19 protein-coding genes are annotated in these 24,611 nt (G+C 69.2%); 8 read left to right on the forward strand and 11 right to left on the reverse strand.

The window, feature by feature from the left end; translation table 11 throughout:
• Positions 1-4: 4 nt before the first annotated feature.
• From H1Q64_RS15920 to H1Q64_RS15940, 5 genes are all read right to left on the reverse strand, one after another.
• Positions 5-1,306 carry a TRAP transporter large permease gene (locus H1Q64_RS15920; RefSeq protein ID WP_237906131.1) on the reverse strand — a complete coding sequence of 434 codons (1,302 nt, stop codon included), beginning with the start codon at positions 1,304-1,306 and terminating at the stop codon, positions 5-7.
• Between the two features lie 3 nt (positions 1,307-1,309).
• A complete protein-coding gene (locus tag H1Q64_RS15925) occupies positions 1,310-1,819 on the reverse strand; it encodes a TRAP transporter small permease (protein ID WP_237906132.1) in 510 nt (169 codons plus the stop codon).
• A gap of 154 nt (positions 1,820-1,973) precedes the next feature.
• Positions 1,974-2,960, reverse strand: a complete 987-nt coding sequence (locus H1Q64_RS15930; RefSeq protein WP_237906133.1) for a TRAP transporter substrate-binding protein — start codon at positions 2,958-2,960, stop codon at positions 1,974-1,976.
• A gap of 1 nt (position 2,961) precedes the next feature.
• Positions 2,962-3,825, reverse strand: coding sequence for a putative hydro-lyase (locus H1Q64_RS15935; protein WP_237906134.1), 864 nt, complete (start codon positions 3,823-3,825; stop codon positions 2,962-2,964).
• Positions 3,826-3,868: 43 nt separating this feature from the next.
• Complete coding sequence (locus H1Q64_RS15940) at positions 3,869-4,831, reverse strand: LysR family transcriptional regulator (protein WP_237906135.1); 963 nt, start codon at positions 4,829-4,831, stop codon at positions 3,869-3,871.
• 163 nt (positions 4,832-4,994) lie between these two features.
• Here H1Q64_RS15940 and H1Q64_RS15945 point away from each other — a divergent pair, with 163 nt between their 5' ends.
• Together H1Q64_RS15945 and H1Q64_RS15950 are read left to right on the forward strand one after the other, a co-directional pair.
• A complete protein-coding gene (locus H1Q64_RS15945) occupies positions 4,995-6,179 on the forward strand; it encodes an efflux RND transporter periplasmic adaptor subunit (protein WP_237906136.1) in 1,185 nt (394 codons plus the stop codon).
• The gene (locus H1Q64_RS15950) at positions 6,176-9,298 is read left to right on the forward strand and encodes an efflux RND transporter permease subunit (RefSeq protein WP_237906137.1); all 3,123 of its coding nucleotides are present in this window, start codon (positions 6,176-6,178) and stop codon (positions 9,296-9,298) included. Before H1Q64_RS15945 ends, H1Q64_RS15950 begins: the two co-directional genes overlap by 4 nt.
• 137 nt (positions 9,299-9,435) lie before the next feature.
• Here H1Q64_RS15950 and H1Q64_RS15955 read toward each other — a convergent pair whose 3' ends face one another.
• Positions 9,436-10,323 (reverse strand): LysR substrate-binding domain-containing protein, encoded by an 888-nt coding sequence (locus H1Q64_RS15955; protein WP_237906138.1) that lies wholly within the window; start codon positions 10,321-10,323, stop codon positions 9,436-9,438.
• Between the two features lie 101 nt (positions 10,324-10,424).
• On the opposite strand from H1Q64_RS15955, the gene H1Q64_RS15960 reads away from it, so the two are divergent.
• Positions 10,425-11,174 (forward strand): sulfite exporter TauE/SafE family protein, encoded by a 750-nt coding sequence (locus H1Q64_RS15960; RefSeq protein WP_237906513.1) that lies wholly within the window; start codon positions 10,425-10,427, stop codon positions 11,172-11,174.
• Position 11,175: 1 nt separating this feature from the next.
• Here the strand turns inward: H1Q64_RS15960 and H1Q64_RS15965 are convergent, their stop codons facing one another.
• From H1Q64_RS15965 to H1Q64_RS15975, 3 genes are read right to left on the reverse strand one after another with little or no spacing between them, the layout of a single operon-like run.
• Positions 11,176-14,307: an efflux RND transporter permease subunit gene (locus H1Q64_RS15965; protein ID WP_237906139.1), complete on the reverse strand. Its 3,132-nt coding sequence runs from the start codon at positions 14,305-14,307 to the stop codon at positions 11,176-11,178.
• A gap of 16 nt (positions 14,308-14,323) precedes the next feature.
• Entirely contained in the window at positions 14,324-15,484 is a 1,161-nt protein-coding gene (locus tag H1Q64_RS15970) for an efflux RND transporter periplasmic adaptor subunit (RefSeq protein WP_237906140.1), read from the reverse strand.
• Positions 15,481-16,140, reverse strand: a complete 660-nt coding sequence (locus H1Q64_RS15975) for a TetR/AcrR family transcriptional regulator (protein WP_237906141.1) — start codon at positions 16,138-16,140, stop codon at positions 15,481-15,483. The genes H1Q64_RS15970 and H1Q64_RS15975 overlap by 4 nt, the downstream gene beginning before the upstream one ends.
• Positions 16,141-16,481: 341 nt before the next feature.
• Between H1Q64_RS15975 and H1Q64_RS15980 the strand changes: the two genes are divergently transcribed.
• Positions 16,482-17,549 (forward strand): lytic transglycosylase domain-containing protein, encoded by a 1,068-nt coding sequence (locus tag H1Q64_RS15980; protein WP_237906142.1) that lies wholly within the window; start codon positions 16,482-16,484, stop codon positions 17,547-17,549.
• Between the two features lie 294 nt (positions 17,550-17,843).
• Positions 17,844-19,766 (forward strand): methyl-accepting chemotaxis protein, encoded by a 1,923-nt coding sequence (locus H1Q64_RS15985; RefSeq protein WP_237906143.1) that lies wholly within the window; start codon positions 17,844-17,846, stop codon positions 19,764-19,766.
• Between the two features lie 39 nt (positions 19,767-19,805).
• Here H1Q64_RS15985 and H1Q64_RS15990 read toward each other — a convergent pair whose 3' ends face one another.
• Positions 19,806-20,156, reverse strand: coding sequence for a hypothetical protein (locus H1Q64_RS15990; protein ID WP_237906144.1), 351 nt, complete (start codon positions 20,154-20,156; stop codon positions 19,806-19,808).
• A 177-nt stretch (positions 20,157-20,333) separates the two neighbouring features.
• Here H1Q64_RS15990 and H1Q64_RS15995 point away from each other — a divergent pair, with 177 nt between their 5' ends.
• Positions 20,334-21,323 carry a small ribosomal subunit Rsm22 family protein gene (locus tag H1Q64_RS15995; protein WP_237906145.1) on the forward strand — a complete coding sequence of 330 codons (990 nt, stop codon included), beginning with the start codon at positions 20,334-20,336 and terminating at the stop codon, positions 21,321-21,323.
• A gap of 3 nt (positions 21,324-21,326) precedes the next feature.
• Here H1Q64_RS15995 and H1Q64_RS16000 read toward each other — a convergent pair whose 3' ends face one another.
• Entirely contained in the window at positions 21,327-22,445 is a 1,119-nt protein-coding gene (locus H1Q64_RS16000) for a DNA topoisomerase IB (RefSeq protein WP_237906146.1), read from the reverse strand.
• Positions 22,446-22,590: 145 nt separating this feature from the next.
• Here H1Q64_RS16000 and H1Q64_RS16005 point away from each other — a divergent pair, with 145 nt between their 5' ends.
• Entirely contained in the window at positions 22,591-22,902 is a 312-nt protein-coding gene (locus H1Q64_RS16005) for a hypothetical protein (RefSeq protein WP_237906147.1), read from the forward strand.
• Between the two features lie 74 nt (positions 22,903-22,976).
• Positions 22,977-24,602 carry an alpha-glucosidase gene (locus H1Q64_RS16010; RefSeq protein WP_237906148.1) on the forward strand — a complete coding sequence of 542 codons (1,626 nt, stop codon included), beginning with the start codon at positions 22,977-22,979 and terminating at the stop codon, positions 24,600-24,602.
• Positions 24,603-24,611 lie beyond the last annotated feature (9 nt).

Raw genomic sequence — 24,611 nt, forward strand, 5'->3', positions numbered from 1 at the left:
CTCCTCACCCGATCATCAGCGAGGGCAGCCACGTTACCATGCCCGGGAAGATCCAGAGCAGCGCTACCATCAGGATCATCATCACGAAGAAGGGCAGGCTGGCCTTGCCGATCGTGAAGATGCTCTTGCCCGTCATGGATTGCAGGACGAACAGGTTGAAGCCCACCGGTGGGGTGATCTGCGCCATCTCCACCACGATGATGATGTAGATGCCGAACCACAGCAGGTCGATCCCGGCGTTCTGCACCATCGGCAGGATGACCGAGGTGGTCAGCACGACCATCGAAATGCCGTCGAGGAAGCAGCCCATGACGATGAAGAACAGCGTCAGCACGACCAGCAGCGCCGCGGTGGAGAGCTGCATGGAGGTGATCCACTCCGCCAGCAGGCGCGGAATGCCGGTGTAGCCCATGGCGACGGTCAGGAAGGCCGCTCCCGCCAGGATGAAGCCGATCATGCAGGAGGTGTGCGCCGCCCCCATCACGCTGTCGCGAAAGGTCGCCCAGCTCATCGTGCCGGTGACCATGGCCAGCAGCAGCGATCCAAGAACGCCGATGCCCGCGGCCTCCGTCGGCGTGGCGATGCCCGCGTAGATGGAGCCGAGCACTCCGACGATCAGCAGCATGACCGGGATCAGCGACCCGGTATCGCGGATCTTCTCCGCGAAGCTCTGGCGCGCCTCCCGCGGCGGCACGCGGTTGGGATTCAGCAGCGACCAGCCGCCCACATAGAGCATGAACAGGCCTGTCAGCACGATCCCAGGAATGACGCCGGCGATGAACAGCCGGGCGATCGACACGTCCGCCGCCACGCCATAGACGATCATGATGATCGAGGGCGGGATCAGCAGGCCCAACGTTCCGGCGCCGGCCAGCGAGCCGACGATCATCATCGGGTCGTAGCCGCGCCGGGTCAGCTCCGGGATGGTCATCCGCCCGATGGTCGCGGCGGTCGCGGCCGAGGAGCCAGAGACGGCGGCGAAGATCGTGCAGCCGACGATGTTGACGTGCATCAGCCGTCCCGGCAGCCAGCCCGTCCATGGCGCCAGCCCCTTGAACATGTCCGACGAAATGCGCGTTCGGAAGAGGATCTCGCCCATCCAGATGAACAGCGGCAGGGCGGTCAGGGTCCAGCTCGTGCTGGCGCCCCAGATGTTGGTGGCCATGACCATGCCGACGGGGCGGGTGGTAAACAGCGCCATGGCGACGAAGCCGACGCCGGCCAGCGCCAGGGCCACCCAGATTCCGGTCCCCAGCATCAGGAGCATCGTCACCACGACGACAATGGAAGCGGTCGTCTGGTCCATGGGTCAGCCCTCGCTCTGCATGCCGGCGCTTTGGTAGGACGCCTCGCGCCCCCGGATCACCGCCAGCAGGTCGTCCAGGAAGGCCACCACCAGAATGACCAGCCCGACGCCCATGGCGGCCTGCGGAATCCACAGCGGGATGGGCAGCACGCCCTGTCCCAGATCGCCGAAATCGTAGGAATCGTAGGTCATGCGCAGCCAGTACCACGCGAAATAGCCGCTCAGCGCCGTGCCGAAGCCGAGGCAGACCAGTTCCACGACACGGCGGGGACCGCCGCGCAGCCGGTCGACCAGCACGCCGACGCGGATGTGCGCGCCGCGGCGCAGCGCCGGACCGAGCATGAGGAAGAAGGAGGCGGCCATGCAGTAGCCGGCCAGTTCGTCGGCTCCCGGCACCATGCGGTTGGCCAGCCGGGCGAAGACCTGGGACACGATCAGCACGGCGATCAGCACCAGGAACACCGCGCCCAGGATCTCGGCGGCGCGGTAAAGGAAGGTCAATGCGGTGCGCATGGCGCGACCACCTCCGGGTAGAGCGGGCGGGGGGTTTTTTGTGGTGGGCGTGTTGCCCCCACCCCGGCCCTCCCCCGCTTCGCAGGGGAGGGAGTTAAAATCCCCTCCCCTGCGAAGCGGGGGAGGGTTAGGGTGGGGCCAACGTCGCCGCCGCTTACTTCCGGAAGGCCGAAATGATCGCCTCGCCGTCGGCGCCGGCGGCCTTGGTCCACTCGTCGGTCATCGTCTTGCCGATGGCGGCGAAGCCGTCCTTGATCGCCGGGGACGGGGTCAGCACCTTCATGCCGTTGCCGGACAGGGTCTGGTTCAGCTCCGCCGTCTTCTTCTCCCACTCGGTCCAGCCGGTGGCCTCGGCCTTGGCGGCCGCCTGCTCGACGGCCTTCCTCGTGGCGTCGTCCAGGCCCTTCCAGACCTCGGTGCTGACGAACACCATGTTGCGCGGCAGCCAAGCCTGCACATCGTAGTAGACGTTCACGAAGTCCCACGCCTTGGTGTCAACGCCGGTGGCGGCGGAGGTCATCATGGCGGTGACGATGCCGGTGCCGAAGGCCTGGGACACTTCGGCGGCCTCGATCTTGGTCGGCACGGCGCCGGCCAGCTCGGCGATGCGGGTGGTCGCCGGGTTGTAGGCGCGGAACTTCTGCCCCTTCAGGTCGGCGACGGAGGCGATCTCCTGCTTCACGTAGAGGCCCTGCGGCGGCCACGGAATCGAGTAGAGGAGCTTCAGGCGCTGACGCTCCAGCTTCTTCTCCAGATAGGGCTTCGACGCCTCGTAGAGCTTCTTGGAGGCGGCGAAGTCGGTCGCCAGGAAGGGCACGGAATCAAGACCGTAGAGCGGGTCCTCGTTTGCCCAGGAGCTGATGAGCACCTCGCCGATCTGGGCCTGCCCGGACTGGACGGCGCGCTTGATCTCCGGATGCTTCACCAGCGAGCCGTTGGAATGGACGGTGATCTGGATCTTGCCGTTGGTCGCCGCCTTCACATCCTCGGCGAACTGGCGCACCGTGATGGTGTGCAGGTTTGTGTCGGGATAGGGGGTCGGCATGTCCCAGGTCTCGGCGAAGGCCGCGACCGGGGTGGCGCAGAGGCCGATGCCGAAGGCGGCGGCGGCGAGGCGGGTACGCAGGGTGATCGCGGTCATGTCATGAAGCTCCCTGTTCTTGTCTGAAGAGTTGCGCGACCGAAGGGGACACGCCTTCCAGCTCGGCGTTCAGCCGGTCGGTGACCAGCATGTGGCCGGGGCTGTGGGCGATGGCGAAGGGCAGGCGGGCGGCGGCGAGCGCCACCTGGGGGGTGACCCCGCAGGCCCAGAAGACGGGGACCTCACCGGGGGTGAGCGGGACGGCGTCGCCGAACTCCGGCTGCGACAGGTCGCGGATGCCGAGCGCCGCCGGGTCGCCGATGTGGACCGGCGCGCCGTGGACGGCGGCGTAGCGCCCGGTCACCGTGGCGGCGCGTTCCGCTTGCGCGGGCGTCATCGGCCGCATCGACACCACCATGCGCCCGGCGAAGGGCGGGACGGCCACGCAGTCCCGATCCGTCACGTACATCGGCACGTTGCAGCCGCGCTCGATGTGGCGGACGGGAAGGCCGGCGGCGAGCAGCGCCTCCTCGAAGGAGAAGGAGCAGCCGATGGCGAAGGCGACCAGATCGTCGCGCCAGACGGACAGCAGGTCCTCTGGCTCCTCCGCCAGCAGGCCGTGGCGATAGATGCGATAGCGCGGAAAGTCGGTGCGCAGGTCGAGGTCCGTTCCAAGCTCCGTGAAGCGGTGATCGCCCGGCTTCGACACGGCGAGCAGCGGGCAGGGCACCGGGTTGGCGCGGCAGAACCGTTCGAAGGCGGGGGCCACCTCGGCGGGAACGATGGCGAGGTTCGCCTGCACATGGCCCGGCGCCAGTCCGGCGGTCGGCCCGCGATGCTCTCCCCGGCGGATCGCCAGACGCGCCAGCAGGGCGGCGGATGGGGTGCCGAGGGGAAACGGGGTGCTTGGGGTCACGGACTGCATGGCGGGCAAAACCTCGGTGACCGAACTGTTGTGTCCTAAAGGTTCACGCATCCGTCCGATCCGTCAAATTTTCATTTTTGATCGTTTGCGATAAACGGCGTTTATCAGTCGGCGTCCTATGCCGCTGCGCGCGCACGATCTCCAGCGCCATGTCCGCCACGATGGGCACCAGCGGGTTGTCGCTGTCCACCGGGTGGCAGATGGTGAAGTCGAGGTCGGGCAGCGGGTCCTCCGCCGGGATCAGCCGCAGCAGCCCTTCGGCCAGTTCGCGCTCGATCACCGCGGGCGGGATGGCGCTGATGCCGATGCCGTCCAGGGTCATCCGCACGATGCTGGCCAGCGAGCTGTTGCCATAGAAGCGCAGCGGTGGCAGGCCGGGCCGCTTGAACATCTGCTGGATGGCCACCGACGGTTTGGTCTGCCGGGAAAAGGTGATGACCGGGTAGCGCGCCAGATCGGCCAGACCCAGCCGCCCGGCGGGGAGGTCGAGCGAGGGGCTGGCCACCCAGGCCATGGGGTAGCTGCTCAGCGCCTCATTGCGCATGTCCGGTTCGGCCACCGGCCCCAGCATGAAGGCGATGTCGAGGTCGTGCGCCAGCAGCCCGTTGCGCAGGTGGATGGAGGTGTCGACCTCGATCTCCAGGCTGACCAGGGGGAAGCGGTTGTGCACCCGTTCGATCAGGCGGCTCAGCCACGTGTGGACGATGGTTTCTGCCACGCCGAGCCGGATCAGCCCGCGCAGGGTCGTCGATTCGGCGACCGCGTGCACCAGTTCGGCCTGGAGCGTCAGCATCCGTTCGGCATGGTCCAGCAGCTCCATGCCCTTCAGCGTCAACGTCACCCGCCGCGTGCCGCGGTTGAACAGCTGGACGCCCAGCTCCTTTTCCAGCTGGGCGATGCGGGCGGAGATGGCCGGTTGGGTGGTGTTCAGCCGCCCTGCGGCGGCTCGGAAGCCGCCCAAACGGGCGATCCACACGAAGGCTTCCAGGTTCTTCAGGTCCAGCATCGCCGAATCGCCCCGCATCCCATGGCCGTTGTTACAGTCTGTTACCAAATGGCTGTAGGATGGACATTAACCTGCAAAGCCTCACCTGCGATAATGGGCCGCATTGCCTTATGGCAGGATGGCGCGCTCCGGCCGGACCGGGCAGCCCCACCGGGAGTTCGATGTGACGAAACGCATAGCGCTGTTTGCGCTCCTGCTGGCCGCGCTGATCGGCGGCGGTTACTGGTACACGCAGCGGGCGGGCGGGGCCGACGCGCAGACGGCGAAGGCCGCCGCCCCGGCGGGACCGCGCGCCCTTCCGGTGGTCATCCAGACGGTCGAGAAGCGCGCGGTGCCGGAGCGGCTGGGCACCATCGGCTCGGTCCAGCCGGTGGCCGCCATCGCGATCAAGGCGCGCGTCGATTCGGTGGTCGAGACGGTCCATTTCACCGAGGGGCAGGAGGTGAAGGCGGGGGACCTGCTGTTCACCCTCGACTCCCGCGCGCTGGAGGCGCAGCTCCGGCAGGCCCAGGCCAATCTGGAACGCGACCGCGCCAATCTCGACAAGGCGCGTGGCGACGTGAAGCGTTACGAGCAGCTCGTCCGTTCCAACACCGTCGCCCGCCAGCAATACGACGCCGCGGTGGCCGCCGCCGACGCGCTGGAGGCCACGGTGAAGGCCGGGCAGGCTGCCATCGAGGCGGCCAAGGTCTCGCTCAGCTTCACCCGCATCGCCGCCCCCATGGACGGGCGCACCGGTGCGGTGAACGCCAAGCCCGGCACGATGGTGCGGGCGGCGGACGCCACGCCGCTGGTCACGCTGACCCAGCTCCGCCCGATCACCGTCGCCTTCAACGTGCCGGAACGCCACCTGCCGACCATCCGCGCGGCGATGGAGACGAGCACACTGGCGGTCACCGCCGGCATCCCCGGCGCCGCCGTCCCGCCCGCCGAGGGCGCCCTGAATTTCGTGGACAGTCAGGTCGACCAGCAGACCGGCACGATCCTGGTGAAGGGCCAGTTCACCAACGCCGACACCCGGCTGTGGCCCGGCCAGTTCGTGGATGTGGTCCTGACCCTGCGCGTCGAACCGCAGGCCCTTACGCTTCCACAGGAAGCCGTGCAGACCGGCCAGCAGGGCCGTTTCGTCTATGTGGTCAAGCCCGACGACACGGTGGAGATCCGCAACGTCACCGTGGCGCGCAGCCAGGAGGGCATCGCGGTCATCGCCGACGGGGTGCAGGCCGGTGAGCGCGTGGTGGTCGACGGCCAGTCCCGCCTGTATCCCGGCGCCAAGGTCGCCGCCGCCAGGAACGGCGGAAAGGAGGGCGCCAACGGCAAGGCTCCGCTCACCGGAGGCGCGTCATGACCCTCTCGGAGCTGTGCATCCGCCGTCCGGTGATGACCATCCTGCTGACGGCGGCGCTGGTTCTGGGGGGCCTAGCCGCCTACCGGCAACTGCCCGTCGCGGCGCTGCCGCGGGTGGATTTCCCGGTCATCAACGTCTCCGCCACGCTGCCCGGCGCCAGCCCGGAAACCATGGCGGCCTCGGTCGCCAGCCCGCTGGAGCGTGAGTTCTCGACCATCGCCGGCATCGACACGATCACCTCGACGTCGAGCCTTGGCAACACCTCGATCACCATCCAGTTCGTTCTGGAACGCGACATCGACGCCGCCGCGCAGGACGTGCAGGCGGCCATTGCCCGCACCCAGCGCCGCCTGCCGGCGGAGATGACCACCGCGCCCAGCTACCGCAAGGTGAACCCGGCCGACCAGCCGGTGCTGATGCTGGCCCTCTCGTCGCCGACGCTGACGCTGTCGTCGCTGAACGACTTCGCGGAGACCGCGGTCCAGCCCAAGGTCGCCACCCTGCCGGGCGTCGCCCAGGTGCAGATCTACGGCGCGCAGAAATACGCTGTGCGCGTCCAGGTCGACCCCAACGCGCTGGCCGTGCGCGGCATCGGCATCGACGAGCTACAGAAGGCGCTGGCCGCCGCCAACGCCAACACGCCGGTCGGCACGCTGTCCGGCGCCCGGCAGCAGCTTGTCCTCGCCGCCAACCCGCAGCTTCCCGACGCCGACGCCTTCCGCGGCCTGATCGTCGCCTACCGCAACGGCGCCCCGGTCCGGCTGGGCGACGTGGCGAACGTCCTGGACAGCGTCGAGAACGCCCGCACGGCGAGCTGGCACAACGGCACCCGCGCCATCGTCATGGCCGTGCAGCGCCAGCCCGACGCCAACACGGTGGACGTGGTGGACCGGGTGCGCAACCTGCTGCCCACCTTCCGCGCGCAGCTTCCGCCCAGCGCCAAGGTGGAGGTGGTGAACGACCGCTCCACCTCGATCCGCGAGGCGGTGGAAGACGTGCAGTTCACGCTGGGCCTGACCATCGCGCTGGTCGTGCTGGTCATCTTCCTGTTCCTGCGCCGCCTGACGGCGACGATGATCCCGGCGCTGACGGTGCCGATCTCGCTGATCGCAACGGCGGGCGGGATGCATCTGATGGGCTTCTCCATCGACAACATTTCGCTGATGGCGCTGACGCTGGCGGTCGGCCTCGTCGTCGACGACGCCATCGTGATGATGGAGAACATCGTCCGTTACGTCGAAGAGGGGATGCAGCCCTTCGAGGCGGCGCTCAAGGGCTCGCGGGAGATCGGCTTCACCATCATCTCCATCACCGTGTCGCTTGTGGCTGTCTTCATCCCGATCCTGCTGATGGGCGGGGTGGTCGGGCGCGTCTTCCACGAGTTCGCGCTGGTGGTGACCATGGCGATCAGCGCCTCGGCCTTCGTCGCGCTGACGCTGACGCCGATGATGTGCGCCCGCATGCTGACCCACGAACCCCACGGGGCCAAGGAGGGCTGGTTCGGCCGCGTCCTGGAGGGCGGGTTCAGCGCGCTGCACCGCGGCTACGCCGTGACCCTGCGGATGGCGTTGAGGCACCGCCCGGTCATGGGGCTCGTCATGATCGCGACGGTGGTCGGTTCCGCCCTGCTGTTCCAGGCGATCCCCAAGGGCTTCTTCCCGACCGAGGACATCGGCCAGATCACCGTCTCGACCGAGGCCGCCCCCGACATCTCCTTCCCGGCCATGGCCGAGCGGCAGCAGGAGGTGGCGCGAATCATCCAGGCGCATCCGGCGGTTGCCAACATGACCTCGTCCGTCGCCATCGGCGGCAATTCGGTCAACACCGGACGCATGTTCGTTGTGCTGAAGCCGCGCGCCGAGCGACCGCCGGCGGGCGAGGTGATCCAGCAACTCCGCCGCCAGCTCGCCGGCATACCCGGCATGGCGGTCTACATGCAGCCGGTGCAGAATCTGCGCATCGGCGGCCGTTCGTCCAAGAACGAGTTCCAGTACACCATCCAGGGCCTGAACACGGAAGAACTGTACGCCTGGTCGGGACGGCTGGAGCGGGCGATGCACGACATCCCGATCCTGCAGGACGTGACCAGCGACCTCCAGCTCAACAGCCCGCAGGCCTATGTGCATGTGGACCGCGAGAAGGCGGCGACGTTGGGGATTGGGGTCGATCAGGTGCGCTCCACCCTCTACAGCGCCTTCGGCCAGCGGCAGGTCTCGACCATCTACACGCCGACCAACGACTATCAGGTGCTGATCGAGCTGGCGCCGAAGTACCAGCAGGACGACAACGCCCTGTCGCGCATCTATGTGCGCTCCGGCTCCGGCAAGCTGGTGCCGCTGGATGCCTTCGCCAGCGTGCAGCGCACCGCCGGTCCGCTGACGGTCAACCACCAGGGGCAGTTGCCCGCCGTCACCCTGTCCTTCAACGTGGCGCCCGGTCATTCGCTGGGCGAGGCGGTGAACGCCGTCCGGCAGGCGGAGATGGAGATGGCCCTGCCGCCGGGCATCACCACCGGCTTCGCCGGCACCGCCCAGGTCTTCGAGGACGCGCAGAAGAGCCAGGGGCTGCTGCTGCTCGCCGCGGTGCTGGTGATCTACATTGTGCTCGGCGTTCTGTATGAGAGCTTCATCCACCCGCTGACCATCCTGTCCGGCCTGCCGTCCGCGGCCATCGGGGCGCTGGCAACGCTGATGGTGTTCGGGCAGGAACTGAGCGTCATCGCGATCATCGGCATCCTGATGCTGATCGGCATCGTGAAGAAGAACGCGATCATGATGATCGACTTCGCCATCGACGCGCAGCGCAACCAGGGCATGACCGCGCGCGAGGCGATCGAGCAGGCCTGCCTGCTGCGCTTCCGCCCGATTATGATGACGACCATGGCAGCGATCATGGGCACCCTGCCCATCGCCGTCGCCCACGGCGCCGCCGCGGAACTGCGCCAGCCCCTGGGTCTCGCCGTGGTCGGCGGCCTGTGCGTATCGCAGATCCTGACGCTCTACATCACGCCTGTGCTGTTTCTCTACATGGAGGACGCCGGAAACGCGGTCTCCCGTCTGTGGAAGCGCCGTCACGGCGCCGCCCCGGAGGCGCCGCACCCGGTCCCGGGCGCGGAGTAATAGCTCCACAAGGTTGTTTTCCCTCTCCCCTCCGGGGAGAGGGTTAGGGTGAGGGGGATGCGCGTGGCGATGCGTTTGGCAAAAGCGCAACCCCCTCACCGGCCCTCCGGGCCACCCTCTCCCCAGAGGGGAGAGGGTTAAACAGCGCCGGCAAGGCGCGTCACCAACTCGCGGCTGTGGCTGGGCAGCGCGTCCAGCCGGCGGACGCAGACGACCAGCGAACGGACCGCCCAGGGGTCGGTCAGGCGCACCGCGCGGATTTTCGTGAAGCGGCGGCAACGCTTCGCCGAGGCTTCCGGGACGATGCCGAGCCCCACCCCCTGCTCGACCATCCGGCAGATCCCGTCGAAGCCGCGCACCCGCACGCGCAGCTTCAGCGGGCGGCCGGCGCGGATGGCGTGCTCGTTGATGTGCTGCTGAAGGGCGTTGCGCGTCGCCAGCCCGACGAAATCCTCCTCCAGAACCTCGCGCAAGGCGACGCTGCGGCGGTTGGTCAGCGGGTGGCCGTGCGGCGTGACCAGCACCATGCGGTCGGTCCGGAAGGGAAAGACCTCCAGTCCCGACAGGTCGGCGTGATCGGACACCACCCCGACGTCGGCCAACCCCTCCGCCACCGCCCGCACGATCTCGTGGCTGGGCTTCTCCTCCAGATCGATGTCGATGTTGGGGTGGGCGGCGAGGAAGGGCGCCAGGGCCTCGGGCAGGAATTCGGCCAGGGCGGCGGTGTTGGAGAGCAGTCGGACATGGCCCTTCAGCCCCTTCGCGTAATCGCCCAGCTCGCCGCGCATCCGCTCCACCTGCTGGAGGAGGAGGCGGGCGTGGTGGACCAGCGCCTCACCCGCCGGGGTCGGGCGGACGCCACGCCGCCAGCGCTCCAGCAGCGGTGCGCCGAGCGTCTCCTCCATCCCACGGATGCGCGCGCTCGCCGAGGCGAGGGCGAGGTGCGTCCGCTCCGCGCCGTGGGTGATGCTCTCCGCCTCCGCCACGTTCAGAAACAGCCGCAGGTCGGTCAGGTCGAAGCGCATGGGCAGGGTCTCCGGCGGGGAACCAGCCTTCGTCCGAAGCGAAGGCTGGCTGCGTGACATCCACATTGCCGGAAGCCGTGGCCGGGCTTCAAGTGGTGGGCATGACCGACCTCCCTCTCCTCATCGTCGCCGCCATGGCCTTGACCTTCCTGCTGGCCGGGTTCGTCAAGGGCATGATCGGCCTGGGCCTGCCGACCGTCGCCATGGGTCTGCTCGGCCTCGTCATGCCGCCCGCCGAGGCGGCGGTGATCCTGATCGTGCCTTCGCTGGTGACGAATCTCTGGCAACTGGCCTTCGGCCCCGGCCTCGGCGCCACCATCGAGCGCTTCTGGCCGATGATGCTGGGGATCACGCTGGGCACCTGGGCCGGGGCGGGGCTGCTGGCGGGCGCCTCGTCGGGGCAGGCCGCGGCGGCTCTGGGCGGGGCGTTGGCGCTCTACGCGGTGGCCGGGCTGGTGAAGCTGCCGCTGCGGGTGCCGCCGCCGGCGGAATCCTGGCTGTCGCCGCTGGTCGGCGTGGCGACCGGTGTGGTGACGGCGGCAACCGGTGTCTTCGTCATCCCCGCCGTGCCCTACCTCCAGGCGCTCGATCTGGAGCGCGACCGGCTGATCCAGGCGCTCGGCCTGTCCTTCACCGTGTCCACGCTGGCTCTGGCCGCCGGGCTGGCGCAACACGGGCTGTTCGACGGCACGCTGGCCTGGGGCTCACTGGCCTCGCTGTTGCCGGCGCTGGCCGGGATGGCGCTCGGCCAGAGCCTCCGCCGGCGGGTGCGGGCGGAGGTGTTCCGGCGCTGCTTCTTCCTCGGCCTGCTGGCGCTCGGGCTGTTCCTGATGCTGGAGCATCTGGGGTGACCTACTCCGCAGCCGTGCCGTGCGCCACGGCGTCCGGGTCCTTGTGGGCGAACCAGCGCTTGAAGCGCCGGGACAGCGCGTCGAGGTAGGTGAGGATCACCGGAACCACCAGCAGGGTGAGCAAGGTGGAGCTGATGAGGCCGCCGATCACCGCGTGGGCCATCGGCGCCCGCTGCTGCGCGCCCTCGCCGATGCCGAGCGCCAGCGGGATCATGCCGAAGATCATCGCCATGGTGGTCATGACGATGGGGCGCAGGCGGATGATGCCGGCCTCCACCACCGCGTCGCGCAGTTCCACCCCGCGGGCGCGGGCCTGGTTGGCGAAGTCGACCAGCAGGATCGCGTTCTTGGTCACCAGACCCATCAGCATGATGAAGCCGATGGCGCTGAAGATGTTCAGCGTGGAGCCGGCGACGAGAAGCCCGAGGAACACCCCGACCAGTGACAGCGGCAGCGACATCATGATGGCGATGGGCTGGAGGAAGCTGCCGAACTGCGAGGCCAGGATCAGATAGATCAGGATCACCGCCAGCAGCAGCGCCTGGGTGGCGTAGGCCGACGTCTCGGCGATGTCCTTGGTCGAACCGCCGAAGACGATGCGGTAGCCGGGCGGCAGCTTGATCTCCGCGATGGCCGCCTGAAGCTCCTTGCCGGCATCGCCGGCCGGGCGGCCCTGGACGTTGGCCTGGACGTTCACCTCGCGCGACAGGTCGCGGCGGTTGATCTGCGAGGCGCCGAGCGTCGTCTCGACCCGGCTGACCTGCGACAGCGGCACCATGCGCGGCGTCCCCTCGGCGTCGTTGGAGCCGGTCAGGTAGATGCGGTCGAGGTCGGCGCGGCCCACCCGGTCGCTTTCCGGCAGACGCACCAGCACGTCGTAGGTCTCGCCGTCCGGCGCCTTCCAGGTGGACACCTTGTCGCCGGCGAAGAGGGGACGCAGCGTGTTAGCCACCTGCGCCGTGCCGACGCCGAGGTCGCTCGCAAGATCGCGCTCCAGCCGCACCGAGAGGGTCGGCTTGGCCGCCTTCAGGCTGACGTCCACGTCCACGAAGCCGCGGATGCCGGCCATGGCGGCGGTCACCTGCTTGCCGATGCGGTCCAGCTCCGCGATGTCGCGGCCCTGGACGGACACCTGGATCTGCTTCTGCACGCCACCGACGCCGGGAATGCCGATGCCGATCTGGACGCCGGGGATCGCCGACAGCCGTTCGCGCAGCGGCGGGGCCAGCGTGTTCGGGGTGCGCGTGCGTTGGTCGATCGGTTTCAGCCGGACGTAGATGCTGCCCCGGTTCTTGCCGACCGACGCGCCCGTGTTCACCGTGGAGTAGGTGTAGGCGACCTCCGGAAACTCGCGGATCGCCGCCTCGACCTGCCGCAGCTTGGCCGCCGTGTAGTCGAGGGACGAGCCGACCGGCGTCTCCACATCGACGATGGATTCCCCGAGGTCGGCGGCGGGAACGAACTCCACGCCGATGCGCGGCACCAGGAAGAAACTGCCGACGAAGATCGCCAACGCCATCAGCAGCACCAGCCAGCGCCAGCGCAGCGCCCAGCGGAGAGTCCGGCCGTAGACCCGCGCCAGCGCGTCGAATGCGCCCTGGAAGCCTGCCGCGAAGCGCCCGAAGACGCCGCGCCCGTGCCGCCCGTGGGCCGCCGGATCGTACCACAGGCTGGACAGCATGGGGTCCAGTGTGAAGGACACGAACAGCGAGATCAGCACCGCCGCCGACACGGTGATACCGAACTGCAGGAAGAAGCGCCCGATGATGCCGCCCATGAAGGCCACGGGCAGGAACACCGCCACGATGGTCAGCGTGGTCGCCAGGACCGCCAGACCGATCTCCTTAGTCCCGTCCAGCGCCGCCTGCCGGTGCCCTTGTCCCTTGCCGAGGTGGCGCATGATGTTCTCGCGCACCACGATGGCGTCGTCGATCAGGATGCCGATGGCCAGCGACAGCGCCATCAGCGTCATCGTGTTCAGCGTGAAGCCGAAGGCCGCCAGCACGCCGAAGGTGCCCATCACCGCCACCGGCAGGGTCAGCGCCGTGATCACCGTGCTGCGCCAGGAGCCCAGGAAGACCATGACGATGGCGATGGTCAGCACGCCGCCCTCGATTAGCGTGCGCTGCACGTTGCTCAGCGAGTTGGTGATCCCGCGCGAGGTGTCGCGCACCACCTCCAGGGCGACGTCGGAGGGCAGGGAGCCGTCGCGGCGCAACTCGTCCAGCGCCTTGTAGAGGCCGCGCGCCACCTCCACCGTGTTGGAACCCTGGATCTTCACCACGTCGACGGCCAGCGCCGGCTGGCCGTTGAACAGGGCGACGGAGTCCTGCTCCTCCTGGCCGTCCAGCACCTCGGCAACCTGGCGCAGGCGCACCGGCTCGCCGCCTCGGCGCGCGACGATGATGTCGAGAAGCTCCCGCGGGTTGATGACGCGGCCATCGACCTGGACGACGCGCTCCGCCCCGTTGCCGGAGACGGTGCCGGCGGGAATGTCCTGGTTCTCGTCGCGGATCGCCTGGAGAACCTGATCGACGCCGACGCCCAGCGCCTCCAGCCGTTCGGGGCGCAGCCGCACCTGGACCTGCCGCTTGACCCCGCCGGCGATGGTCGCCCGTCCGACGCCGCGCACGTTCTGCAGGCGCTTCAGGACGATCTGGTCGGTCATGGTGGTCAGGTCGCGCAGGGACCGGATGTCCGACTTGACGGCGAGCGAAAGGATGGGCTGGTCGTCCGGGTTGAAGCGGGTGATCTGCGGGTCCTTCACCTCGTCCCGGAACTTGGGGCGCAGGGCCGACACCTTCTCGCGCACGTCCTGCAACGCCTGGGTCGAGGCGGTCTTCAGGTCGAACTCGGCGATTACCACCGACTGGCTCTCGTAAGAGCGGGAGGTCAGCGTCTTGATGCCGGCGATGGTGTTGACCGCGTCCTCGATGGGGCGGGTGACGTCGGTCTCAACCGATTCCGGGCTGGCGCCGGGGTACTCGGTGGAGACAACGACCAGCGGGAAGTCCACGTCGGGAAACTGGTCGACGCCGAGCCGGTTGTAGGAGAACAGGCCCAGCACCATCAGCGCCACCATCATCATGGTGGCGAAGACGGGGTTGTCGACGCTGATGCGGGTGATCGGCATGGCGCGGCGCGTTCCCTTACGATCCCATGACCTTGACGGCCCGCCCGGCGGTCAGGCCGGGCAGGGGGGCGGTCACCGCCAGATCGCCGTCGGCCAGCCCGCGCACCTGAACGAGATCGCCGCGCGACCAAGCGCCCAGCACCTCGACCTTGCGGCGCTCCACCCGGCCCCCGGAGACGACCAGCACGAAGTCGCCGTCCTGGTCGTGGCGGACCGCCGCCGGGGGCAGGGCGAAGGCGCCCTCCACCTCGTCCACGACGGCATCGCCCGCGGCGAACATGCCGCCGCGCAGCGCGCCATCGGCGTTGTCCAGCACGATGTAGACGGGAATGGAGCGGGTCCCGGCACGGGCCATCGGGTTGATGCGGGCGATCCGGCCGATGAAGTCGCGCTCGCCGAAGCCTTCAACCCGCAGCCGCACGGTCTGGCCGGGCTTCAGCCGGGCGACGTCGTCGGCGGGCACCGCCGCCTCGACCTCGACGCGGCTGAGATCGACGACGGAGAACATCTTGGCGTTGACCGCCAGCGTCTCGCCCGGGTTGACCGCCCGCTCGGCCAGCGTGCCGTCGATCGGGCTCACCACCACCGCGTCGCGCAGCGCCTTGCGGGCGAGGTCCACCTGGGCCTCCAGTGCCGCGACGGTGGCCTGCTGGAAGCGGAAGGTGCTCTGCGCCTGGTCCATGTTGGTTTCCGAGACGATGTCCTTCTGGCGCAGCGCCAGGTTCTTGGCGCGGGTCTTGTCCGCCAGGACGAGCTGCGCCTTGGCGCCCTCCAGATTGCTAAGCTTCTCGTCCAGCTTGGCCTGAAGCTCCACCGTGTCGAAGCGGGCCAGGACCTCGCCCTTCCGGACGGCCTGCCCTTCGCGCAGCGGCACCTCGACCAGCCGGGCGGCGACCTCCGACTTGACCATGGACTGTTCCATCGGCTTCACGGAGCCGCTGAGCCGCACCAGCTCGGTCAGGCGGCGCGGGGACATCCGGGTCAGCTCGACGGGCGATAGCTCCACCGGCCGTTCCGCCGGGGGCAGGCCGGCCGCGGCGGGGGCCACCGCGTCGTTGCTGCTCGTGGCCTTCCAGGCGACGCCGCCCGCGGCCAGTGCCCCGACGATCAGCAGGGGCAGCAGCAGACGGCGCCGCGGCTTGGCGGTGGGACCATCGGAACGGGCGGCGTCGATCATGGGGTGCGGTCCTTGGGTTCGGCCCTCAGCCCGTTGAGGACGAGGTCGAGATAGGCGTCGAGGTAGGATTCGGCGGAGGCCGCGGCGGGGTCCGGTTCGAAGGGACGCAGCGAGTGGTTCCACAGCGAGAGCATGCTGAGCGGGGCGGCGATGACGCGGGCCATCTGCTCCACGTCGACGGGCCGGAACTCCCCGCGCTCGATGCCGCGGTGCAGGATGCGCGCGAAGAAGCGCCGCCCGCGCAGGACGACCTCCTCCATGTAGAAGCGGGCGAGGTCGGGGAAGTTCTGCGCCTCGGCGATGACCAGCTTCGACAGTCCGGCGTTGGGGCTCTGCTCCATCTCCCAGAAACCGCGGGTCAGGATGCGCAGGAACTCCTCACTGCTGCCGGTGAAGCTGTCCAGCAGGTCTTCGCCCATCTGGAACTGCGGCAGGATGGACTGCCGGACGACCGCTTTGAACAGCCCTTCCTTGTTCTCGAAATAGAGGTAGGGCAGCCCGACGCTGACACCGGCCCGGCGGGCGACATGTTCCAGCTTGGTTGCGGCAAATCCGCGCGAGATGAACAGGTCGCGCGCCGCCTCGATCACCTCGGCGGGACGGGCCTCCTTGCGCCGGGACCGGCGGGAGGGGGGAAGGGGAGAGCTGTCGGGCATCGGTGCGAGTCTATAAATGAACGTTCATTCAATATGGAATGGCTTCTGAAAAGTCAAGCGGTTGAGAGGGCTGCGGCGATCAGACCGCAAGTTTTGGGCGTGACAGGAATGGGTCTCTCGCCTGCATTCGCAAAGATGGCAACAGTGCCAAATGGGGCAGAAAAAGGGCCAGTACGGATGAACAGCATTTGCCTGAAAACCATTCCAATGGGCTATGAAAAAGGGAAAGGCCGTGGAATCAGGACATTACACCCGCCTTGTTGCTTGACAGCCGGCACCATTACATCGCAAAGAGAGGGTAACGCTTTCGATCTTTGTGCAATCAGCACGGACCCCTCCTCGTGGCTTATCGTGACTTCACCGCGGCTCGCACCGCCGGTGCCGCCCTGATTCTCGCCCTCGGCTTGGCGGGTTGCGCCTCGAACGCTCCGGAAACGGCGGAGCTTGCCGTCAAGGCCCCGGAGGTGGCCGAAGTCCCGATTGATCCGAAGGACCCGCTCGGCCGCTGGGTCCCTCACATGCGCGAGGCGTCGGAGCGGTTCGACGTGCCGGAGAAGTGGATCAGGGCCGTGATGATGCGCGAGAGCGGCGGGCGTTCCGTCGTGAACGGCCGCACCATCACCAGCCATGCCGGCGCCATCGGGCTGATGCAGGTGATGCCCGGCACCTACGACATGATGCGCACGCAATACGGGCTGGGCCCCGATCCGTCGGACCCGCGCGACAACATCCTGGCCGGCACCGCCTATCTGCGCGAGATGTACGACCTGTTCGGCGCGCCGGGCTTCCTCGCGGCCTACAATTGCGGCCCGGCCTGCTACGCCTCGCACCTCGCGGGCAAGCAGAGGCTGCCGCGGGAAACCCGGATGTACATCGCCGCCTTGACGCCGAACCTGCGCGGCGTGGCGCCGCGCGAGCCGTCGCAGGCGGCGGGCGCCAGCGCGATCGAGGTCGCCATCGTTCCGGCGAGCGCCCCCGCGACGCAGCCTGCGGCTTTGGCCGCCAAGCCGTCCGTCAAGCCAGCGGCCCCGGTCGCCGTCGCCGCGGTGGTTCCGGAACCGGTGGCGCCAGTGCCGCAAACCCCGGCCTCTCCGGCGCCGGTCGCCGTAGCCGCTCTGGAGCCGCGCCCGGCGCCTTTGGTGGTGGAGCCCATGGGTCGCGGCGAGGCCCGCCCGCCTGCGGAATTCGTCGCCGCCACCGACCGGGATGCCGGTGCCCGCGCCGGACGGACGCCGTCCCGGACGGTGGAAACCTTGGTCGCCGAGGCGATGCTGCCGCCCCACGCGGTCGGCAAGGGGGAACGGGTGGTCATCCGCTTCGTGTCCCAGCGCAGCGGCGGCTGCGGCAGCTTGGAGGGCCGGGACCGCGTCTGCGTTGCCCTGGCCGGAGGGGAAGGCGCCGGCCTGTAACGGCCTCGTTCGCTCCCGTTTCACAGCATCAGCAACAACCAGAGGCGGCGCCCACCGGACGGTCGGGCGCCGTCTTCGGTTTTCCACAATAGCCTCACACCCACATCCCCGAGCATATAGGTACTCAAACGATAAAGCCCCGGAGGAGCCGCGCTGCGCAGCCCATCCGGAAGAACGAAGAGTTCGGGGGAACGCTGCGGATGAGGTGTGGAGATGGTATCCGGTGCAGGTGAACGGGCAAAACGCTCGACCTTTCAAGTCGTTGTGGTGGATTGCCTGATTGCGGGCGTCGTGGTGGCCGTATTGGCTGTGTTCGGCGGCATGACCGCCATGGAGGCAACGCGCATCGCCGACGGCAACGCCGAGCTGGCGCAGCGGGTGGCCGAGAACCAGCGGATCGCGCTGGAGGCCGAGCGGCTCGCCAAGCTGGGCGAGGCGGTGATCGCCAGCGGGGACGAGGCGACGCGCGCCGACGCGCTGTCCGGCCTGGACGCCCACGCCGCGCGGATGTCCGCCAACGCCGCGCCGGACATTGCCCAAACCGTCGCGAAGGCGGTTGCGGCCAGCCGGGAGGCTGCGGGTATCGGCGCCAAGGTGGAGGCGCTGGACAAGAAGTTCGGCTTCAACATCAGCCGCGCGGAAAGCCTGTCGGGGGACATCGCCCGCGGCCTGTCGGCGGCGATGCGCGCGACGACGCAACCGGCGGATGAGCAAGCGCTCGCTACGCTCTTCTCGACGGTCCGCGACGCCAAGTTCCTGCTGACCCGCCTGCCGTCCCAACTCTACCCGCCAGCCGTCGGCAACGACCTACGCCAGTTCCGCGAGCACATGGTGAAAGCCATGGAACTGCGCCGGCATCTGCCGTCCGCCGATGAGTTCGAGAGCGTTGCCGACGACATCGCGTCCTTCGCCGCACTCGACGAGGCCTTTGCGCAGCGCACCGAAACGCTGCGCCTGACCACCGACGCCCACGCCCACAACCAGGAGGTACGGACACTGGTCGACGGGCTGGTGCAGGGGATGAACGCCGCCTCCGACGCGGTGACCACGCGCAGCCAGGAGGGGGCGGCGGCACTGACCGCGGTGCTCGACCGGCTGACGCTGATCGCGCTGGGGGCCTTCGTGCTGATCGGGCTGGTCGGCGGGCTGAACATGCTGCTGGGTTACCGCTTCATCATGCAGCCGGTGCGCGATGCCAGCCGGGCGCTCCAGGCGCTGACCCGCGGGGAGGGCTCGGTGCCCCTGCGCCCCTCGCCTCTGCGCGAGATCGCCGACATCCACGGCGCGGTCGAGGCCTTCCGCGAGGCCCTGGACGCCCGCCAGCGGGCGGAGGAGACCCGGCGCGACCAGGAACGGCGCGCCGATGAGGAGCGCCGCGCCCTGATGACGGAGCTGGCGGACGGGCTGGAGCGCACCGTGCAGGCGGTGGCCGGCTCGCTGTCCGTGGCGGCGGAGGAGGTCACCGGCTCCGCCCGCGCGGTGGCCGGCATGGCGTCGGACACCGCCCAGCGCACCCGCGCCGCCGCGGACGCCGCCGGCACGGCGACCAGCAACGTCGGCGCCGTGGCCTCGGCCAGCGAGCAGCTCTCCGCCTCCATCGACGGTATCGGTCAACAGATCGCCCAGTCACGCAGCGTGGCGGAGGACGCCGTCGCGGAATCCCGGCGCGCCGACGGCCTGACCAAGGGCCTGTCGGATTCCGCCCAGAAGATCGGCGAGGTGGTCGCCATCATCACCGCCATTGCCCAGCAGACCAACCTCCTGGCGCTCAACGCCAGCATCGAGGCGGCGCGGGCCGGCGACGCCGGCAAGGGCTTCGCCGTCGTCGCCACCGAGGTGAAGGCGCTCGCCTCCCAGACCGCCTCCTCGACGGAGGAGATCGCCACGCTGGTCCATGGCATCCAGCAATCGACGATGGGGGTGGTAGAGGCCATCGCCCGCATCGGCTCCACCATCGCCGTGATCGGCGAGAGCGTGAGCGGCATCGCCGCGGCGGTCGAGCAGCAGCGCCAGGCGACCTCGGAGATCACCCACAACGTGCGCATCGTGGAGTGCATGAACACCGACGTGTCGTCCAACATCGGCGACGTCAGCCGCGTGGCGGTGGACACCGGGCGCTCCGCCGACGCCATGATGGGGGCGGCCGACCGCCTGTCGGAACTGGCCGGCACCCTGAACGGCGCGGTGGACGATTTCCTGCGGCAGGTGCGGGCCTGACGCTGGACCTTCAGACCGGAGCGCTTTCCGGCGCTCCGGTCATCGGATCTTCGAGCGGTCGCCCTTGTGGGTTTCCAGATACGCTTGCAGCTTGGGATCGTCGACAACGGGCTTTCCATCGACGCCGTAGATCAGGCAGGGAACACCCTTCGAATTGGCCTCGCAGATGCTGATGGCGGTGGATTCCGAAGGCCCCGCGCAGCCGCCGAACTCCGGGCAGTAGACGATTCCGACAGCGCGGCCATTCTCACTGACCGCAAAGGCCTTGGCGTGGGGGATGGCGGCCCAGTCGGCAAAATACTGCATGGCCGCGGGAGCCATGCGGATGGGCTTCTGTGCGTAGGTGGTCTGGCAAGCGGCAAGCATCGTGACGCAGGTCACGAGCACCATGGCGTTTATTTTCACAAAGCCCCCTATGTGCACATCTAACCTATGGAGGAATATTTATTATTATATTCTCCTTATGGGCGCAATGCGCGTGATGCCTGTCCGCGAATTGTCCGTTTCCGAACGCCCGCGCGGCGTGCTAACAGGCGGAACGAAACCAAGCCTGCCCCTTCCGGACCCATGGAACTCCCCCCCTCGCTCCGCCACGCGGTGGACCGCGCGCTTGACGGCATCGCCCTGTCCGACCTGAAGCGCGCGGCGGACCGCCTCTCCCAGCGCTATCGGGCGGAGGTGCGGGATGGGCATTTCCACCTGTCGGACGATCTAGCGGCGCGGGCTTATCTCGCCACCCGCCTGCCGGCCACCTTCGCCGCCGTCCGCTCCAGCATGGAAGCGATGGCCGAGGCGCTTCCCGACTTCGCACCGGTCACCGCTCTGGACGTCGGGGCGGGGCCGGGAACCGCGCTGTGGGCGGCGTCCGATTGCTGGGCCAGTCTGGACGACGCCCTACTGATCGAGGGCAGCCCGGCCATCCGCGCGGTCGGCGAAACGCTGTCGCGCACGGCGGCACCCACCCGGATCACATGGCGAGCCGGCGACGCCACGGGTGACCTGCCGAACCTGGAGCCGCGCGATCTGGTGACGCTGGCCTACGTTCTGGACGAACTGGCGGAGCCGGCGCGCGACCGGCTGGTCGACCGGCTGTGGTCGCTCACCGCCGGGACGTTGCTGATCGTGGAGCCCGGCACACCCGCCGGCTGGGCGCGGATCGTCCGGGCGCGGGCGCGGCTGGTCGCCGCCGGCGCCCATCTGGTGGCGCCCTGCGTGCACAGCGCTGCCTGCCCGCTGGCGGCACCGGACTGGTGCCATTTCTCCCGTCGGGTCGCCCGTTCCCGCCTGCACCGCATGGCCAAGGGGGCTGAGGTGCCGTGGGAGGACGAGAAGTTCGTCTACGTCGCCGCCTCCCGCCGGCCCGGCGGCCGCCCCGACGCCCGCATCATCGCGCCGCCCTGGAACGCCGGGAACGGGCGCATCGGCTTCAAGCTCTGCGGCCGGGACGGCGCCCGGACGGAGCGGATTCTCGGCAAGCGCGACGGCGCCGCCTTCAAGGCCGCGCGCCGGCTGGGCTGGGGCGACGGCCTTTCCACCCAGGACCCGCCGGAGGCCTAGGCCCTACGCCGCGCGCCGCCGCCGGCTCTCGCTGGCGTGGGATCGGCGTTCGCGCTCCAGCCGGCCGCGCAGGAAGGCAAGCACGGCGGCCTCCTCGGCCTCCAGCTCGGGAAGCTCCTCGCGCAGCTCGGTCTCCACCTCGCGGGTCAGGGAGTCCAGCAGGTTGCCCTCCAGATAGGCGTCCAGAATCTCGGGGTGGATGTAGCTCTTGCGGCAGACGCTGGCGGTGTTGCCGAGGCGGGCGGCCACCTGCTCGATGGCGTGGGTGACGTTGCGCTTGGCCTTGGCGGTGCTGTCGAAGGTCTCGAACTCCCGCAGCGCCATGGCGGCCAGAACGGTGCCCGCCCAGGTGCGGAAGTCCTTGGCGGTGAAGTCTTGGCTCGTGACGGCGCGCAGATACTCGTTCACGTCGCCGGATGTCACTGCGTGGCGCTGCCCGTCGCGGTCGATGTACTGGAACAGCTCGTCCCCCGGCACGTCGCGGCAGGCGCGGACGACGTGGGCGAGGCGGCGGTCCTTCAGCGCGACGTTCCATTCCTTGCCGGACTTGCCCTTGAAGGTGAAGCGGATTTCCGTCCCTTCGATGTCGGCGTGATCGTCGCGCAGGGTGGTCAGGCCATAGCTGCTGTTTTCACGTGCGTAGCTTTCGTTGCCGACGCGGATCAGCGTGGTTTCCAACAGCCGGACCACGGCGGCCAGCACCTTTTCCCGCGGCAGGCCGCGGCGGGCGAGGTCACCGTCCACCTGACGGCGGATGGCCGGCAGGGCGCGGCAGAAGTCGAGCATCCGCCCGAACTTCGTGCCCTCGCGCATCTCGGTCCAGCGCGGGTGGTAGCGGTACTGCTTGCGCCCGCGCGTGTCGCGGCCCGTGGCCTGGAGGTGGCCGTCGGGGTCCGGGCAGATCCAGACGCCGCGGTAGGCCGGGGGAATCGCCAGCTTCCGGATGCGCTCCAGCGTGTCCTCCTCGGTCACCCGCGTGCCGTCAGGCCACCGGTAGGAGAAGCCCTTGCCGGCGCGCCGCCGCCGGATGCCCGGCTCGTCGTCGCAGACATAGCTCAGCCCGGCGCAGGCCGCGGCCTCTTCCGCGTCAGGGCGGGGATCGGTGACCGTCAGTCCGTCCATGCTGCAATCCCCATCGCTTGCCAGCCCATCGGCTGCCTGCGGGAAACATCGGCGCCGCGTTTTGGTTGCATGGTTGCGGCGGTCCCGCCGTTCGGCGACCATGGCTTCGGCCGTGATGCCCGCCGGCACCGAAGGGAAGATGACGATGGAAGAGACCAAGCTGACCGCGGCCCTGCCGAACCTGGACATCCAGATCCTGCACCGGGACGATCCGGAGCGCGGGGCTGAGACGATCGCCATCCAGATCACCGCCACGCCGTCCTTCGACGCGCTGCGCGGGATGATGGGGCCGGCGCTCCTGGCCTCGGCCAACCCGCTGCTCAACCCGGCCCTCGCCAACGCCAATCCGATGCTGGCCCTGTGGATGACGCCGATGCGGATGTGGAGCGACGCCATGCGGCACGCCTGGGCGCCCTGGCTGCGCCTGACGCCATCGCCGGGCGGTCGGAAGCCGTGACCAAAACAGGCTTGGTAACCGATCGTTAGGGCTATGGGGGGACCCTTTGCGCGAGTCTCGTGTGGAGGGTCCTCATGTCCCAGGCGTCTTCGTGGCTGCGCGGTGCCGCGCTGTACCAGATCTATCCCCTCAGCTTCCTCGACCGGAACGGTGACGGCTGGGGCGATCTGGACGGCGTGCTGGAGGGCATCGGCCATGTGGCGTCGCTCGGCGTGCAGGGGGTGTGGATCAGCCCCTTCTACCCGTCGCCGCAGAAGGACTTCGGCTACGACATCACCGACCACCGGGCGGTCGACCCGCGCATGGGCCGGCTGGAGATGGTGGACCGCATCATCGAGGCGGCGCACGGCCACGGGCTGAAGGTGATCCTGGATCTGGTCTGCGGCCACACCTCGGATGCGCACCCCTGGTTCAGCGACAGCCGCCGGTCGCGCGGCGGGGAGTTCGCCGACTGGTACGTCTGGGCCGACCCGCGCCCCGACGGCACGCCGCCCAACAACTGGCTGTCGGTGTTCGGCGGCCCCGCCTGGACGTGGGAGCCGCGGCGGCGCCAGTATTACCTGCACCATTTCCTGTCCAGCCAACCCGCCCTGAACCTGCACGACGAGGCGGTGCTCCAGGCGCTCGGCGACACCGCGGCCTTCTGGCTGGAGCGCGGGGTGGACGGCTTCCGCATCGACGCGGTGGACTTCTTCGCCCACGACCCGCAGCTCCGCTCCAACCCCGCGGCGGCCTGGAGCGGGGCGGAACCGCCGGCCAAGCTGTTTGCGCTGCAGCAGCATCTCCACGACATGATGCACCCGGCCATTCACACGGTGCTGAGCCGGCTGCGCGCGGTGGTCGACCGCTATCCCGACCGGGTGCTGCTGGGCGAGCTGTCGAGCCAGCCGGGCGCGGCACGGCGCATCGCCGCCTATTGCGGGCCGCAGGGGCTGCACGCCGCCTACACCCTGTCGCTGGCCAAGCAGCCCTTCACCGCGCAGAACTTCGCCGGGGCGCTGACCGGCACGCCGCAGCCGGAAGCCATTTGCTGGAGCTTCTCCAACCACGATGTCGAGCGCGCCGCCAGCCGCTGGCTGCCGCCCGGCGCCGATCCGGAGCGCTTCAACGCGCTGCTCGCCACCTTGTTCGCCACGCTGCCCGGCACCGTCTGCCTCTACCAGGGGGAGGAGCTGGCGCTGCCCAACGCGGTGCTGGAGGCGGAAGACCTGCGCGACCCCTTCGGCATCGCCTATTGGCCCGACTTCCAGGGGCGCGACGGCAGCCGCACGCCGATGCCCTGGCGGTCCGGCGCCGCCAACGCCGGTTTCTCCAGCGCGGTCGAAACTTGGTTGCCAGTGGTGGAATCCCACCATGCCCTGGCGGTCGACGCGCAGGAGCGGCGCCCCGGCAGTCCGCTCGACGTCTGGCGGTACGCCCTGCGCCTGCGCAGCCGCCATCCGGCGTTGATGCGGGGGGGCGTGGCGGCGGTGGAGGAGGCCGGCAGCGTCCTGGCCTTCGAACGCGCGGCGGAGGGCGAGGAGTTGCTCGGCGTCTTCAACCTGTCCGATCATCCGGCCGAATACGCGCTGAAACGCAAGCCGCCGATGGTCGCCCTGGACCTGCCGCGTCCGCCGGGTGCACCGGTTCCCGAGGTCACCGCGGACGGACGGACGCTGGTCCTGCCGCCGCTCTCGGCCTTCCTGGGACGGCGCGGCTGAGGCGGTCGC

Origin of the sequence: Azospirillum brasilense (assembly GCF_022023855.1) — a bacterium.
Lineage (GTDB): Bacteria > Pseudomonadota > Alphaproteobacteria > Azospirillales > Azospirillaceae > Azospirillum > Azospirillum brasilense_F.